Origin of the sequence: Bradyrhizobium sp. USDA 223, from assembly GCF_044909005.1 — a bacterium.
GTDB classification, from domain to species: domain Bacteria; phylum Pseudomonadota; class Alphaproteobacteria; order Rhizobiales; family Xanthobacteraceae; genus Bradyrhizobium; species Bradyrhizobium yuanmingense.
In genome coordinates, this window is record NZ_JBIYDR010000001.1 from 7,685,120 (window position 1) to 7,699,767 (window position 14,648).

Annotated in this window: 12 protein-coding genes; 5 read left to right on the top strand and 7 right to left on the bottom strand. The window is 65.9% G+C overall.

Annotation, left to right across the window (positions count from 1 at the left end):
* Positions 1 to 29: 29 nt before the first annotated feature.
* A complete protein-coding gene (locus ABIA40_RS35785) occupies positions 30 to 869 on the bottom strand; it encodes a protein-disulfide reductase DsbD domain-containing protein (protein ID WP_404545915.1) in 840 nt (279 codons plus the stop codon).
* Positions 870 to 1,011: 142 nt separating this feature from the next.
* Between ABIA40_RS35785 and ABIA40_RS35790 the strand changes: the two genes are divergently transcribed.
* On the top strand, positions 1,012 to 1,656 hold the full coding sequence (locus tag ABIA40_RS35790) for a YqgE/AlgH family protein (protein ID WP_036021679.1): 645 nt from the start codon (positions 1,012 to 1,014) through the stop codon (positions 1,654 to 1,656).
* 171 nt (positions 1,657 to 1,827) lie between these two features.
* On the opposite strand, the gene ABIA40_RS35795 is transcribed toward ABIA40_RS35790, so the two are convergent.
* Both ABIA40_RS35795 and ABIA40_RS35800 read right to left on the bottom strand, forming a co-directional pair.
* Positions 1,828 to 2,715: a TauD/TfdA family dioxygenase gene (locus ABIA40_RS35795; RefSeq protein ID WP_271542864.1), complete on the bottom strand. Its 888-nt coding sequence runs from the start codon at positions 2,713 to 2,715 to the stop codon at positions 1,828 to 1,830.
* 96 nt (positions 2,716 to 2,811) lie between these two features.
* The gene (locus ABIA40_RS35800) at positions 2,812 to 3,591 is read right to left on the bottom strand and encodes an SDR family NAD(P)-dependent oxidoreductase (protein WP_404545918.1); all 780 of its coding nucleotides are present in this window, start codon (positions 3,589 to 3,591) and stop codon (positions 2,812 to 2,814) included.
* Positions 3,592 to 3,691: 100 nt separating this feature from the next.
* Here ABIA40_RS35800 and ABIA40_RS35805 point away from each other — a divergent pair, with 100 nt between their 5' ends.
* Both ABIA40_RS35805 and ABIA40_RS35810 read left to right on the top strand, forming a co-directional pair.
* Positions 3,692 to 4,429 (top strand): SDR family NAD(P)-dependent oxidoreductase, encoded by a 738-nt coding sequence (locus tag ABIA40_RS35805; RefSeq protein WP_128264256.1) that lies wholly within the window; start codon positions 3,692 to 3,694, stop codon positions 4,427 to 4,429.
* Positions 4,430 to 4,493: 64 nt separating this feature from the next.
* Entirely contained in the window at positions 4,494 to 4,862 is a 369-nt protein-coding gene (locus ABIA40_RS35810) for a CsbD family protein (RefSeq protein ID WP_128264255.1), read from the top strand.
* A 168-nt stretch (positions 4,863 to 5,030) separates the two neighbouring features.
* Here the strand turns inward: ABIA40_RS35810 and ABIA40_RS35815 are convergent, their stop codons facing one another.
* Complete coding sequence (locus tag ABIA40_RS35815) at positions 5,031 to 6,740, bottom strand: DUF459 domain-containing protein (protein ID WP_404545921.1); 1,710 nt, start codon at positions 6,738 to 6,740, stop codon at positions 5,031 to 5,033.
* Positions 6,741 to 6,910: 170 nt separating this feature from the next.
* Positions 6,911 to 8,293 (bottom strand): lytic murein transglycosylase, encoded by a 1,383-nt coding sequence (locus ABIA40_RS35820; protein ID WP_271543089.1) that lies wholly within the window; start codon positions 8,291 to 8,293, stop codon positions 6,911 to 6,913.
* A gap of 208 nt (positions 8,294 to 8,501) precedes the next feature.
* Here ABIA40_RS35820 and ABIA40_RS35825 point away from each other — a divergent pair, with 208 nt between their 5' ends.
* Positions 8,502 to 9,377 carry a UTP--glucose-1-phosphate uridylyltransferase gene (locus tag ABIA40_RS35825; RefSeq protein ID WP_225111690.1) on the top strand — a complete coding sequence of 292 codons (876 nt, stop codon included), beginning with the start codon at positions 8,502 to 8,504 and terminating at the stop codon, positions 9,375 to 9,377.
* 112 nt (positions 9,378 to 9,489) lie between these two features.
* Here ABIA40_RS35825 and ABIA40_RS35830 read toward each other — a convergent pair whose 3' ends face one another.
* Positions 9,490 to 10,986: a diguanylate cyclase gene (locus tag ABIA40_RS35830; protein WP_404545923.1), complete on the bottom strand. Its 1,497-nt coding sequence runs from the start codon at positions 10,984 to 10,986 to the stop codon at positions 9,490 to 9,492.
* A gap of 143 nt (positions 10,987 to 11,129) precedes the next feature.
* Here ABIA40_RS35830 and ABIA40_RS35835 point away from each other — a divergent pair, with 143 nt between their 5' ends.
* A complete protein-coding gene (locus ABIA40_RS35835) occupies positions 11,130 to 11,393 on the top strand; it encodes a hypothetical protein (protein WP_035998268.1) in 264 nt (87 codons plus the stop codon).
* 271 nt (positions 11,394 to 11,664) lie between these two features.
* Here the strand turns inward: ABIA40_RS35835 and ABIA40_RS35840 are convergent, their stop codons facing one another.
* Positions 11,665 to 14,541, bottom strand: a complete 2,877-nt coding sequence (locus ABIA40_RS35840; RefSeq protein ID WP_035998272.1) for an EAL domain-containing protein — start codon at positions 14,539 to 14,541, stop codon at positions 11,665 to 11,667.
* Between the last annotated feature and the right edge of the window lie 107 nt (positions 14,542 to 14,648).

Below are 14,648 nucleotides of genomic sequence, written 5' to 3' on the forward strand. Positions count from 1 at the left end.
CCATTCGTTAAGATTCGGTTGGGCGGACGCTAGTTCAAATTCGTGTTGAACTCGTACGCCTTCTCCGGCCCGACCAGCGTGAACTTCAGCGCGGCGCCCTCGGGCTTGGCGCCCGGCGGCAATCCGTCGAGCTCGAACGAGAAGCGCACGACTCCCGGCGCGCCGTGCTGCACCGGCGCCGGAATCGGCAGCGCCCAATCGGGTGTCGGGCCTTCCACGAACAGATTGACGTTGCTTCTGTCCGGCGCCACCACGTCGACCACCACGTTCTTGGGCCCGTCACGCTTGACGTCACGAATGGTGAGCGGATTGGGATCGCCGATATTGGCGGGCTTCGGCACGGTGTCGAGCGCGGCTCGCAGGTTCGCGTCCTCGGTCGAGGCGACGCTGTTGAAGCCGAGCTCGGCGCTGGCCTCCACGGGAATGCAGAGCTTCTCGCACACCGCGTAGTTGATCTCCGCGCGCAAGGTCACCGGCTTGTCCGCGGCCTTGGCGACGATGCGCAGGGGCAGCACGACCTGGTCGCGATAGCCGATCGAATGGCCGCCCGCGCCGTCGTCGAACTTCAGCGGGGCCGGCCACATCACCGTCACCGCCTCGACATTGTCGGACTTGGAGAAGTCGAACCGGGGTGGAACGCCGGAATCGCCGGGCGACCGCCAGTAGGTCTTCCAGCCGGGCTGCAGCTGGAAGGCGATACCGCCGAGCAAAACCGCTCCGCTGCGCGATCCCGCCAGGAGCCGCACCGCGGAATGTCCATCGCGCTGCCAAGGCGATGCGTCATCGGCACGGGCGGCGATGGCCAACGACGACGCGAGCAGGGTTGTCGCGACGCCAATCGCCGCACGCAGGGGAACAATGCTGGACATGGCACGTCTTTACAGGGTCGCCCAGGGCCAAACCATTGAATTGCTTGTGATGGATGCACTCGAATCAAGTCGCCGCAAGCCTTGATTTGACAGCCGCCCGGCCCGACATCAGGATAGGAATTGAAACCGGAGTGCTCGAGCGATGGCTCCCACAGGCAAGAGGACGGGCGAAAGCACCCGCAGCTCGGGCGCCGCGCTGCCCAGTTCCGGCGGCTATCTCGACGGCCGGCTCCTGATCGCAATGCCCGTGATGGGCGATTCCCGCTTCGAGCGCTCGGTGATCTATCTCTGCGCCCATTCGGCGGAGGGGGCGATGGGCATCATCGTGAACCATCCCGCCGGCAGCATCGACTTCCCCGAGCTCTTGCAGCAGCTCGGCATCATCAAGAAGGGCGAGCACATCAAGCTGCCGGAGAACGCCGAAAGCATGAAGGTGCTGCGGGGCGGGCCGGTCGACACCGGGCGCGGCTTCGTACTGCATTCCAGCGACTTCTACATCGAGAACGCCACGCTGCGGATCGATGACGGCGTCTGCCTGACCGCGACGGTCGACATTCTGCGCGCCATCGCCAACGGCTCCGGCCCCAAGCACGCCATCCTCGCGCTCGGCTATGCCGGCTGGGCGCCGGGCCAGCTCGAGACGGAGATCCAGAGCAACGGCTGGCTGCATTGCGACGCGGACGCGGATCTGATTTTCGGCGACGACGTCGACGACAAGTACAACCGTGCTTTGCAGAAGATCGGCATCGACCCCGGCATGCTCTCGAACGAGGCCGGGCACGCGTAGGGGGTGTGGCATCCTTCCGATGTCGTACATCCTCTCCGCTGTCATGCCCCGGCTTGACCGGGGCATCCAGTACGCCGCAGCCTATCGTTTCGATCACGACCATCACGGAATACTGGATCGCCCGGTCAAGCCGGGCGATGACACCATTTGCTGAGCGGAGCTGTGCGGCGCCTACTCCGCGGCCTGCTGCTGCACCGTCGGCTCCGTCCCCGCCACCGTCGCGCGGCGCATGTCGCGGGGCTGGGACTGGTCGTAGCGGCGGACGCGGTGCATGGTCTGGCGGTTGTCCCACATCACGAGGTCATGCAGCTTCCATTTGTGCACGTAGACGAACTCGGGTTGCGTGGCGTGCTCGTTCAGATCGCGCAGCAGCAGCCGCCCCTCGGGCACGCTCATGCCGACGACCTTGCCGGCATGCGATGACAGATACAGCGACTTGCGGCGGTGCACGGGGTGCGTGCGCACCAGCCGTTGCAGCACCGGCTTGAACATCTCCTTCTCTTCGTCGGTGTATTCGGTGAAGCCGAGCGATCCCCGCGAATACATCAGCGAATGCTCGCAGACGAGATCCTCGATCTCCGCCTTGGTCTCATCGTCGAGCGCGTCATAGGCCGCGCGCATGTCGGCGAACTCGGTGTTGCCGCCCTTCGGGTTCACCACCCGCGCCGACAGCAGCGAGAACTTTGCGGGGATAGGCCGGAACGAGCTGTCCGAGTGCCACAGGCAATTGCCGAGGTTGAACAGATTGGCACGGCTGTCCTTGGGCAGCGGCTTGCCGTCCTTGCCGAGATTGGAGACGTCGTTCAGACCCGAGGTGAGGCGGTACTCGTCCGCCTTGGTGATGTTGCCGCCGCGCACCTCCTCCCGCTGGCCGAAATTCAGCGCGAACGCCATCTGCTGCTCGTCGGTGATGTCCTGATCGTGGAAGACGAGCACCGCGTATTTGTCCATGGCAGCCTCGATCTCGCGCGCCTGATCCGGCGTGAGCGCCTTGCGCAAGTCGAGGCCGGACACCTCGCCGACGAAATGTTTCTGAAGCTGCCGGATGGCGATGGTCATTGCGTTCCTCCCGCATCTACGAGCGGTTTCCCCGCTCTGTTTGTGGAAAAAATGACTCCCGCATCCGGCGATGTCAACGCGCCGCGCGCATGCCTCTCACGCGTTCCGCGCCATCAGCCCGCCATCGACCGGGATCACCGCGCCGGTGAGGAAGGACGCCGCCGGCAGGCACAGGCTCAGCGTCATATGCGCGACCTCTTCAGGGTCGCCATAACGGCCGAGTGCGGTGCGGCGCTTGGCGTAGATGGTCTTGTGCTCCTCCGGGATGCGGTCGGTGATTCCCGTGCGGATCGGTCCGGGGCAGATGCAGTTGACGGTGATGCCCTCACGGCCGAGCTCCACCGCCAGCGAGCGGGTGAGGCTCACGACGCCGCCCTTCGCGGCCGAATACGGGCTGTGCAATGCGGTGGCGCCGAGCGCCTCGGTCGAGGCGATGTTGACGATGCGCGGGCTCTTCGACTTGCGTAAGTAGGGCAGCGCGGCGCGGATGATGCGTGGGTGCGCCGTCAGCATCACGGCGATGCCCTTCGCCCAGGCGTCCTCAAAGCCCTCATCGTCGATCGCGACGCGCACGGAGATGCCGGCATTGTTGACGACGATGTCGAGGCCGCCGAAATGCGCGGCGACGTCGCCGACCACGCGCTTGATCTCGCCGCCGTCGGCGACGTCGAGCTTCCACGCCCTTGCCGCGCCACCGCTTGCCGCAATCTCCCTGGCGACGTCCTGCGCGCCTTGCTCGTCGAAATCCGTGACGGCGACGTTCGCACCTTCGTTTCCGAACACACGCGCAGTGGCGCGCCCCATGCCGCTGGCTGCGCCAGTGACGAGTACGGTGAGCCCCTTCACGGACCGGCTGAGCTCCCTGACGTCGGACATGCTGTTCCCTCGCGCCGAGCTGGTTCTTATTGTGATTGACAAGGCTGGCATCGATCCGCAGACAGGTCAAACAAGCAGAAAACAAAAGGGGAGGCCGACAATGGCAAACGAGCTCGATTTCTCAGGCAAGCAGGTGCTGGTGGTCGGCGGTTCCAGCGGCATCGGCAACGGCATCGCGCAGGCCTTTCGCGCCAAGGGCGCAGCTGTTGCCGTCTGCGGCACGCGTGCTCGCGCAACGGAATATTCAGCCGACGAAGGCTCCGATCTCGAAGGTCTTGCTTACGCGCAGCTCGACGTCAGCAATCCCAATGCCATCGAAGCATTCAGGCCGCCGTTCGACCGTCTCGACATCCTGGTGCTCGCGCAGGGCGCGGTGATCTACCGCCGCGGCGAATTCGAGATGGCGGGTTTCCGCAAGGTCGTCGAGGTCAATCTGATGAGCCTGATGGCCTGCGCGACGCGCTTTCATTCCATGTTGCGGGACGCGAAGGGCGCGCTGATCATCGTGTCCTCGACCGCGGCCTATCATTCCACCATGGGCAATCCGGCCTACAACGCCTCGAAGACCGGTGCGGTCGGATTGACGCGCACGCTGGGCGAGGCCTGGGCCGAGGACGGCATCCGCGTCAACGGCATCGCGCCAGGGCTCGTCGACACCAAGATGACGAAGGTGACGACCGACAATCCGAAGCGGCTCGAAGGCGCGCTCGCGCGCATCCCGCTGCGGCGATTGGGCACGCCGGCCGACATGGCGGGCGCGGCGCTGTTCCTGGCCTCGCCGCTGTCGTCCTACATCATCGGCCAGACGCTGGTCGTCGATGGTGGCCTGATTCTATAGGAGAGCCTAAGGAACCGCGCTGCGTCTGATCGGTTACTTCGGCTGACCACCGAGGAGGATCATCATGGACACGGATCGGATTGTTGGATCGGCGAAGGAATATGCCGGACGCGCGGAAGGCGCGATCGGAGACATGGCAGGCGATGCCAAGACGCAGGCGTCGGGCAAGGCGCGGGAAGCCGCGGGCACGGTGCAGAATCTCTACGGCCAGGCCAAGGATGCCGTGCGCGACGCCACGGACACCGCCGCGGGCTATGCCAAGGACGCCTACGAGAACAGTGGTGAGACTTTCCGCGACGGCTCGAAGGCCATTGCGCAGAAGGTGCAGGACAATCCGCTCGGCGCGCTGCTGGTTGCCGGCGGCATCGGCTTCGCGCTGGCGCTGCTGATGTCGCGTCCCGCCCGCCGCCCGCCGTCACGCTGGCGCTATTAGGGCTAGTTGCCGAACGCCTGTCACGCGTGCCCCGGCTCAGCGATGCTGCGTGAGACGCTGCATCGCTGAGCCGGGGCCATCTTTTCTGAATGCCGCACGAATTGGGTCTCGGCTCTGCGCCGCATCACCAGAAGGTGCTGCGTCGCGTCCGGGACACGAGATCTTACCTTACCGGAACACCTCGGCGGAACGGCCGACGTTAGCCGGCGGACGCGGGATCCCAGGATTGGGATTCGGATTGCGCGGCCCGGGCGGCGGCGCCATTTGGCGCGGCGGCGGGGGCTGCGGCGAGCCGAAGCCGAAGAAATCACGGAATGTGGGCGTTGCCTGGGCCGGCAGTTGCGGGGCGACCTGCGGCTTCTTCGGCGCGAGCTTTGGCGGCGCGATTGCAGCGGCCGCGCCCGGTGCGCCCTGAGCCGCCCCGCCGTCCGGCGTCGTTGCCGCCATCGGCGTATCGCCCTTGGCCTGCTCGCGGCCGACTTCCCGGCGCGGCCAGGCATAATCGTCGGCGCGGCCGGCAGGAGCTGCCAGCGGCTCACCCTTCACCATCGTCTTGGCGGCGAGCGCATCGACGGCGGCGGGACGCGTGCCCGGTCCGCCCAGCAATTGATCGGTCGAGATCGAGGCTGCAACCAGCGGCACGATCGGCCCGGCCAGCGGCCGCGGCGCAGGCTTGCCCGGCTCGGCGCTGGTGTCGGGCGTCGCGGGCTCGCTCGGCAGCGCGATCGGGCCGGAGCGTCCGGCAAGCAGGCGCGTGATCTCGCGCTCGACATAATGCGCGAGCTTGCGCGCGCCGGCCTTGGTGAAATAGATGCCGTCGGAGCTGCGCAGCTGGCGGATCTGGCCTTCGAAGTCCGGGCCCTTCTGCAGGAAGCGGCCGGCTTCGTCGACGAAGCCGTCCCAGACGTCGACATAGGTGATGCCGGCCTTGGCCGCGCCTTCACGGTACAGCGAATCCAGGAACAGCGTGTCCGCGGTGCCCTTCGGTCCGCGGACCGCGGGCAGGCCGACCCAGAGCACCGGCACGCCCTTGGTTTTGAGGACGGCCGCGAGCTCCTCGATCTTCTTGCCGTAGAGCTCGACCCAGCGCTCGTCACGGAATTCGTAGAGGCCGTTCGGATTGCGCGCGGTCTTTTCCGGGGCGGCCGCCGGCGTGTCGGAATTGTCGGCGTCGTCCTGCGGCAGGTCGGCATCGGCAGGCTTGTCGTCCGGCTTGGCGGCGCTGTCGCCGGGTTTGGCGTCGCCCGGCTTGCCAGGCGGCTTGGCGCGCGCACCCTTGTCGTTCTTCTTGTCCTTGTCCTTTTCCGCGGCCTGCTTGTCGGGTTTGTCGGCGGCCGGCTCGCGGATCGCGACGCGGTCGTTGAGGCCGAGCATGACGACGATCACGTCCGGCTTCTCTGTCTCGAGAATGCCCTTGGCCGCCGCGGCCCAGTCCGCGGGCTCGCCCTTGGGCTGATACCTGATCAGGCCGGACGTGGTCTTGTGCTTGCGGATCACGCCCATGTCGGGCTGCTCGGCGTAGGCGTCTTCTAGGCCATAGGCGAGCCAGTCGGCCATGGCATCGCCGATCACCAGCACGTTCTTCTCGGGAATCGTGTCGCGCTTGGCCGGTGCCGGCGCGCGCGAAAAATCCTGGCGCGGCGCCTGCGGCGGTGGCTGGAATGGTGAGAAGAAGTCGCCGCCGAACCAGCCGCCACCTCCGCCGCCCCGTGGTGGCGGTGGTGGGGCCGAACGCTGCGGCGGACCGCCGAAGCCGGGGAAGTTGAAGAACTGCGCCGAAGCGGGTGCCGCCACCGACACCAGGATCGCAAGCGCCGTCCCCAGCGCGATCAACGGGCCGGTCTCGGTTAGCGCCTTGAACAGGGACTTCTTCGACATGCGATCTCGGGCACGCGCAATGGGGGATCGAAGTTAGCTCAATATAATAACGGAATCAGGCGCCAAACGGGCAAATTCCATCTCAGATTCTTGTCCATAGACCGGGGAACACCAGTCCCGGTCAAGGCTATCAGCCAAAATCCCCCTTCAAGATTACTTCAGGCGCGATTTTACCGCCCGCGCAGCCGGTCCAGCACGTCGGAGGAGGCAAAACCGTCGGCGGGGACCCCGATCGAGGCCTGGAAATTACGCAGGGCCTCCCTGGTCAGGCCGCCGAATTGGCCGTCCGGGGTGCCCTTGTAGTAGCCGCGCTGAGCCAGCAGCTGCTGCAGCTCCAGCCGTTCGGTACGGGACAGCTCGCGCTCTTGCCGCGGCCAAGGCTGCACGAAAGGCTGTCCCCCGCGCAGCCGGTCGGCGAAATGGCCGATCGCCAGCGCATAAGCCTCGGCCGGGTTGTACTTCATGATGACGCGGTAATTCTGCAGCATCAAAAAGCCCGGTCCCTGCGCGCCGGCGGGTGCCAGCAGGTAAGCCTTGTCCGCAGGATGCGGGAAGGCCTGGTTGTTCGGACGCTTGAGCCCGAGCTTCTCCCAATGCGCGATCGGCATCGCCTTGGCACGGTCGGCCAGCATGTAGTTGAAGCCTTGCGGCACCACGACCTCGTAGCCCCAGGTCTGGCCGGGCTGCCAGCCGTCCTTCTTCAGATTGTTGGCGGTCGACGCGATCAGGTCGGTCGGATTGTCGACGACGTCGCGCCGGCCGTCGCCGTCGCCGTCCACCGCGAAGCGCTTGAACGCGGTCGGCATGAACTGGGTCGGGCCGAAGGCGCCGGCCCAGGAGCCGCGCAGCTGCTCCGGACGCAAATCGCCGCGGTTGAGGATCTCCAGCGCGGAGAGGAATTCGTCCTTGAAATAGGCTTGGCGGCGGCCGATGCAGGCGAGCGTCGCGGTCGATTGCAGCACGCTGCGATCGCCGATCTGCGTCGAGTAATTGGACTCGATGCCCCAGATCGAGGCGATGATGTAGCGGTCGACACCGGTGGCCTTTTCGGTGGCGTCGAACTGCGTCTTGTATTTGGCGAGGACCTCGCGGCCCTTGGCGAGGCGGTTGTCGTTCACCAGGATGTCGAGATAGGCCCAGATCGACTTGGTGAATTCCGGCTGCGAATCCATGAGGTCCATGATGCGCAGGTCGGGCGAGAGTCCGGCGGTGAAGCGCTGAAAGTTCTCCTGCGTAACGCCGCGTCGTGCGGCATCGGGCCACATCGCAGCGACGCAATTGTCGAAATTGCCGGCAGCCTCGCGGATCGCGGCGGCCGTCATCAAGGGATGGCCGGAGGCGCCATCCTCGCCGCTCCACGGCAATGGACCCGTCGGCGCGCCGCTCGGGCCAGGTGTGGGTTGCGCCGGTGCCGGGTTCGATCCCGAGAAGATGCCGCCGAACAGGTTGGACAGGCCGTTCTGCGCCTGGGCGTGCGCGCCAGCCGGCAGCAGCAAAGCGGCCGCAACGATTGCTCCGCCAGCCCGTCTCGCCAGTCCTGCCATTGATCGCATCATATTCCACCCGTCGGCCTAAAAACCCGCCACAGGAGGCCTGGTTAGCGTTGCCAATAGCTTAACAAAGGTGAAATTTTGGTGGCGGCCTTTTTCTTAACTCCGTCGGGGCGAGGCCCCACATCCGCCTTTGTTGGCGGCTGCAAACAGGCTAGCAAGGATGCCATTGCTCCCGTCCCATGTGCCCCCAAGGTATTCGATCGATCCCATGAAGATTCGCAAAGCCGTATTCCCCGTCGCCGGCCTCGGCACCCGCGTTCTGCCTGCCACCAAGGCGATGCCGAAGGAAATGCTGACCATCGTCGACAAGCCGCTGATCCAATACGTCTATGACGAGGCGAAGGAAGCCGGCATCGAGCACTTCGTCTTCGTCACCGGCCGCAACAAGGCTGTCATCGAGGATCATTTCGACCGGATGTTCGAGCTCGACGCGACGCTTGCCGCGCGCGGCAAGAAAGCGGAGCAGGACATCCTGGCGCAGAACCAGCCCGAAGCCGGCGCGGTCAGCTTCACCCGCCAGCAGGCGCCGCTCGGCCTCGGCCACGCGGTCTGGTGCGCGCGCGACATCGTCGGCAACGAGCCGTTCGCCGTCGTGCTGCCGGACGAACTCGTGCTCAACACGCCCGGCTGCCTGAAGCAGATGATCGAGATGGCGTCCTCGCTCGGCGAGAAATCCAACCTGATCGCGGTCGAGGCGGTGCCCGATCACCTGACCCATCAATACGGCATCTGCGGCGTCGGCAAGCGCAACGGCAAGATGTTCGAGGTCGATGGCATGGTCGAGAAGCCGGCCAAGGGCACCGCGCCCTCCAACCTTTCGATCACCGGCCGCTACATCCTGCAGCCCGAGATCTTCAAGATCCTGGAGACCCAGGAGCGCGGCGCCGGCGGCGAGATCCAGCTCACCGACGCCATGATCGGGCTTGCCAAGACGCAGAAATTCTACGGCGTCGAATTCGAAGGCGAGCGCCATGATTGCGGCTCCAAGCCCGGCTTCCTGCGCGCCAACATCGCCTATGGCTTGAAGCGCCCGGAATTGCGCGACGGCCTGGTCGCGGAGATGAAGAAGTATCTGGGGCAGTAGCGGGCCGCTCGTCATTGCGAGCGAAGCGAAGCAATCCAGAATCCTTCCGCTGAGGAAGTCTGGATTGTTTCGTCGCAAGAGCTCCTCGCAATGACGACGGGGAGAGACCGCCTCACGCCACCAGCGACAGCTGCGGCAGGCTCGCCACCACCGACTGGTTGCGCCCGCCGGCCTTGGCGGCGTAGAGCGCCTTGTCGGCGGCGGCAACCAGCATCGGCCAATCCATGCCGGCATCCGGGACCAGGCTGGCGATGCCGCAGGACACCGTCGACGTCGCTTGCTCGTCGGACCAGCCCTGCACCTTGCGGCGGATCGTCTCCGCCACCTTGAAGGCCTCGGCGGAGGAGGTGTTCGGCAGCAGCACGGCGAATTCCTCGCCGCCATAGCGCGCCGCGCAATCGCCGGCGCGGCTCACCGAATCGGAAATGCAGATGGCGATGCCGACCAGCACCTGATCGCCGGCCTGATGGCCGAACGTGTCGTTGTAGGCCTTGAAGTGATCGGTATCGATCATGAGCAGCGCGATCGGCGCCTTCTGGCGCATGGCGCGTCGCCATTCGACGTCGATGACGGAATCGAACTTGCGGCGGTTTTTCAGGCCCGTGAGCGCGTCGGTCGTCGCCAACTCCTCGAGCTTGCGCTCGGCCTCGGCGCGCCGGCCGATCTCGCGCGCGAGCACGAGGGTCGATCCCAGCACGAACAGGATGAGCGCCAGCACCACGGTGCCGATGCGGAGCGCCTCCCTTTGCCAGAGTGCGAACACCGCGGCCAAAGGCTTGCCGGCGACCACGAACAGCGGACCATTGTTCTTGCTGCGGACATAGAGCCGCGGCGTCGCATCGACCGGGCCCTGTCCCGAATAGGCGGCGCCGACCCTGAGATTGTCGGCCTTCCAGTTCTGACGGTCGTTCAGGTTCGTGCCGATGATGTCGAGATCGAACGGTCGCCGCATGATGATGGTGCGGTCGCGCTTGAGCACGGTGATGGTGTCCTCAGGGTCGAGGGTGAGCCGATCGAACAGCTCGTGGAAATAGCTGAAGCGGATCGAGCCGGCGACGACGCCCATGAAGCCGCCGTCAGCGTCACTGATGCGCCGGCTCAGCACGATCGAGTAGGCGCCGCGAAACAGCATGGGACGGCTGATGAACAGGCCTGCGCCGGGACTGTCCCGGTGAACCCTGAAATAATCCTCCTCACTGCGGTCCTCGGGCAGGGGATCGAGCGTGGAGGCATCGATGGTCAGCCGGCCCTCGGCGTCGAACACCTGGATGGCGCCGAAATGCTTGGCGGTGGTCGCGTGGTCGAACAGGATCAGGTGACGGATCGTCTTTGAGACCGTCGCCAGCTCGGGCAGCAGCATGTTGCTGGCGACCGCCTTCAGCGACAAATCGTAGATCTCGACGTTGCGGCTGACGTCGGACTCGATCGTGGTCGCGAGGTTCTCCAGCGTCTGGCGGGCGAGTGCCTCCTCGCCGCGGCGCATGTCGAGCATGACGTTGACGCAAATGGCGGAAAAGCCGATCACCGTCACCACGGACGAGATGATCAGCAGCTTCGCCGAAATCCGCAACGGCCGGCGGGCCGCAACGTCGCGCCATCCAGAGAACATTGTTCGCTCCTGTCCATAGTGGATGCGCCCGAAAGCTTGCGTAGTGTTTAAGCCGCGACGGCGCTGCCGCAATGAGTTAAGAATCGGTTTATGCGGCTGACGGTTTTGAGCAACCTGACATCGCCCCTGACGAGAGGACGAGTGTGAACGACTACGACGCGTTGCGCGATTATCTGCTGCGGCAGAAGCAGGAGGAGCTCGTGCTGAGCTTCGAGCAGATCGAGGAGATCATCGGCGCGGCGCTGCCGCGCGCGGCCCAGCGCGCCTCATGGTGGGACAGCCTGCGCAGCCCCGACATCCAGATGCCGCAACGCGAAGCCTGCCTCGCCGCCGGCTTCGTGGCAACGCGCATGCCGGACGGCCAGAGCGTACGGTTCAGGAAGCAGAAGGGCGAGCGGCGGCGATAGTATCGTAGGGCACGCCGTCCACTCTCCCCCTCCAGGGCAGGGCGATCGCATATGACTTGTCGCGGCGCCGGTGCGCACGCCTCGTCCTTCGAGACGGCGCTTACGCGCCTCCTCAGGATGAGGCTAATCTACCGTCAGTGCTCGTTGAAACTGTTGCCGCGAACTCCGCCCTCATCCTGAGGGCCCGCCAACGGCGGGCGTCTCGAAGGATGGCCACAGGCGAGTTCGCCTATATGCGATCGCCCTGCCCTCCAAGAGAGGGTAAGAGAGCCTAGCTCGCCGCTTCCAGCCGCACTTCCGTGAGCAGCCGCATCGCCGCGTCCGCGTCCATCGGCTCGCCGAAGGCAAAACCTTGCGCGTATTCGCAGCCCATCTGGTAGAGCTCGACGGCGTCCGAATCGGTCTCGGCGCCTTCGGCGACGACGTCCATGCCGAGATCGTGGGCGAGCGCGATGATCGACTTCAGGATCACGGGGCGGGTGCCGCGGCTGGTGGTGCGCACGAACGACTGGTCGATCTTGATGGTGTCGAACGGGAAGCGCTGCAGATAGGCCAGCGAGGAGTGGCCGGTGCCGAAATCGTCGAGCGACAGCCCGGTGCCGAGCTCGCGGATCCGGGTCAGCATCTGGGCCGCGTGCTCCGGATTCTCCATCACCAGCGATTCCGTCAGCTCGAGCTTGAGCGTGCCGCGCGCCACCGAGGAGCGCGACAGCACGGTACGGACATCGTGGATCAAATCGTGGCGCAGCAGCTGCCGCGAGGAGACGTTGACGGAAGCGAAGATCGGCTCGCGCGAGCGCATCGCCCGCTGCCACACCGAAAGCTGCTTGGCGGTCTGGTCGAGCACGAACATGCCGAGGTCGACGATCAACCCGGTCTCTTCGGCGATGGTGATGAACTCCGAGGGCGCCATGCGTCCGAGCTTCGGGTGGTCCCAGCGCGCCAGGGCCTCGAAGCCGGCGATGGAGCGATCCTCCAGCCGCACGATCGGCTGGTACAGGATCGTGATCTCCTGGCGCTCGATGGCGCGGCGCAATTCGCTCTCCAAGGTCAGGCGGTCGGTCTTGCGCGCCCGCATCGCCGGCTTGTAGACGTCGATGCGGTCGCCGCCGATCCGCTTGGAGTGATACATCGCCAGCTCGGCGTCCTTGATGATCTCGTCCGTGAGCTGGGTTTGCGGATCGGACAGCGCGAGGCCGATCGACGCCGTGAGGAAGATCTCGCGGTCGTTGAAGGCGATCGGCGCGCGGATGGTCTTGCGGATGGTCTCGGCGAAAGCGGTGATGCGGGCCGGGTCCTGCTCCGACAGCAGGATCAGGCCGAACTGGTCGCCGGCCATCCGCGCCAGCGTGTCCTGCGGCTTCAGGATGCGGGTGAGGCGGCGCGCCAGCGTGAGCAGGATGGAATCTCCGACCGCGATCCCGACGGAATCGTTGACCTGCTTGAAGCGGTCGAGGTCGATCACCATCAGCGTCGGCCGCAGCGTCGGCATGGTCTTGGCGAAATGCGCGACCGCGCCCAGCCGGTCCATGAACAGTTTTCGGTTGGGCAGGCCGGTGAGATTGTCATGCACGGAATCGTGCAGCAGGCGCTCCTCGGCGTTGCGCAACTCGGTGACGTCGGTCAGCGTGCCCACCACGCGCGAGACCTCGCCGTCCGAGCCGACCACCGGGCGCGCCTTGAGCGCGAACCACATGAAATGACCGTCCGGCGTGCGCAGACGGAAATCCTGCACCAGGCGGCCGCGGCGCTGGTCGAGCACGCTGTCGAGCGCGGCGCGGAAACGGTCCTGGTCGAGCGGATGCAGCACCTCTAGCCAGGACGCCGCCGGGCCTTCCAGCGTGCCGCGCTTCAGCCCGAGCAGGGCTTCGGTCTCGGGACTGGTGAACACCTTGTCGGCGGAGACGTCCCAGTCCCAGATCAGGTCGCCGGAGCCGGCCAGCGCCAAAGCGCGCCGCTCGATGTCGGAGACGACGCCCGTGCTGGCACCGCCGCCGGCAAAGGCGTGCTGCATCACCGTGAAGCCGATCAGCATCACGATCAGCACGAGGCCGCCGAGCAGGGCAGGGCCGACGATGTCGTTGGTGACCGAGCCCGCCACCGTCATGCCGGCCGCGACCACCCAGACCACCAGGAGGAACCAGGTCGGGATCAAGAGCACGGCGCGGTCGAAGCCGTGGGTGGAGAGATAGACGATCAGCGCGAAGCCGGCGAAGGCGATCAGCACCAGCGAGATGCGTGCGATGCCGGAGGCCACCGCCGGGTCGAACAGCGCGAGCGCGACCAGCGAGCCGAGGAACGCGAGCCACCCGACCGTGATGTGCGAATAGCGCACGTGCCAGCGGCTGAGATTGAGATAGGCGAACAGGAACACCAGGAGTGTCGCCGCCAGGATCGCCTCGCCCGCCGCGCGCCAGATGCGCTCGGCGTTGTTCGACATGTCGAGCACCTTGCCCCAGAAGCCGAAATCGACGCCGATATAGACCAGCACCGCCCAGGCCAGCGCCGCCGCGGCCGGGAACATGATGCTGCCCTTCACCACGAACAGGATGGTCAGCACCAGCGCGAGCAACCCGGAGATGCCGATCACGATGCCCTGGTACAGCGTGAAGGAGTTGACCTTGTCCTTGTAGGCTTCCGGCTCCCACAGATAGAGCTGCGGCAGCTTGTCGGTGCGCAGCTCCGCAACGAAGGTGACGACGGCGCCGGGGTCGAGCGTGATGCGGAACACGTCCGCGGTGGCGCTTTCCTGCCGTTCCGGGCGGTCGCCGATCGAGGGCGTGATGGTCGCGATGCGTGACAGGCCGAGGTCGGGCCACAGCAATCCCGAGGAGACGATGCGGTAATGCGGAGCGACGATCAGGCGGTCGAGCTGGTCGTCGGTGTTGTTGGCGAGCGCGAACACCACCCAGTTCTGTCCGCCCTCGCGGGCGCGCACCTCGATGCGGCGGACGATGCCATCGGTGCCGGGTGCGGTGGAGACCTGGATACGATCGGCATCGCTGCGCTGATGCTCGAGCACGCCGGTGAGGTCGATCGCGGGCGCGTCGCTACGGACGCTGACGGCGTCGAGCGCGCGCGCGGGATACGCGGCGACAAGAATCATGAGGCCCAGCGCGATGGGCGCGAGGCACCTGATCAGACGCAAGGTCAGTTCTCCGCGTTCGACGCAAACTCGTCAGTGCAAGGCAAATCTAGAAGACGATTCAGACCGGACCGATATGGTTCGGTGCGTCGCGATAGATGCCACGAAAG

What these genes read in the sequence shown, in the direction of transcription:
- ABIA40_RS35785 (WP_404545915.1), bottom strand. Translation starts at nt 869, where the DNA reads ATGTCCAGCATTGTTCCCCTGCGTGCGGCGATTGGCGTCGCGACAACC.
- ABIA40_RS35790 (WP_036021679.1), top strand. Translation starts at nt 1,012, where the DNA reads ATGGCTCCCACAGGCAAGAGGACGGGCGAAAGCACCCGCAGCTCGGGC.
- ABIA40_RS35795 (WP_271542864.1), bottom strand. Translation starts at nt 2,715, where the DNA reads ATGACCATCGCCATCCGGCAGCTTCAGAAACATTTCGTCGGCGAGGTG.
- ABIA40_RS35800 (WP_404545918.1), bottom strand. Translation starts at nt 3,591, where the DNA reads ATGTCCGACGTCAGGGAGCTCAGCCGGTCCGTGAAGGGGCTCACCGTA.
- ABIA40_RS35805 (WP_128264256.1), top strand. Translation starts at nt 3,692, where the DNA reads ATGGCAAACGAGCTCGATTTCTCAGGCAAGCAGGTGCTGGTGGTCGGC.
- ABIA40_RS35810 (WP_128264255.1), top strand. Translation starts at nt 4,494, where the DNA reads ATGGACACGGATCGGATTGTTGGATCGGCGAAGGAATATGCCGGACGC.
- ABIA40_RS35815 (WP_404545921.1), bottom strand. Translation starts at nt 6,740, where the DNA reads ATGTCGAAGAAGTCCCTGTTCAAGGCGCTAACCGAGACCGGCCCGTTG.
- ABIA40_RS35820 (WP_271543089.1), bottom strand. Translation starts at nt 8,293, where the DNA reads ATGCGATCAATGGCAGGACTGGCGAGACGGGCTGGCGGAGCAATCGTT.
- ABIA40_RS35825 (WP_225111690.1), top strand. Translation starts at nt 8,502, where the DNA reads ATGAAGATTCGCAAAGCCGTATTCCCCGTCGCCGGCCTCGGCACCCGC.
- ABIA40_RS35830 (WP_404545923.1), bottom strand. Translation starts at nt 10,986, where the DNA reads ATGTTCTCTGGATGGCGCGACGTTGCGGCCCGCCGGCCGTTGCGGATT.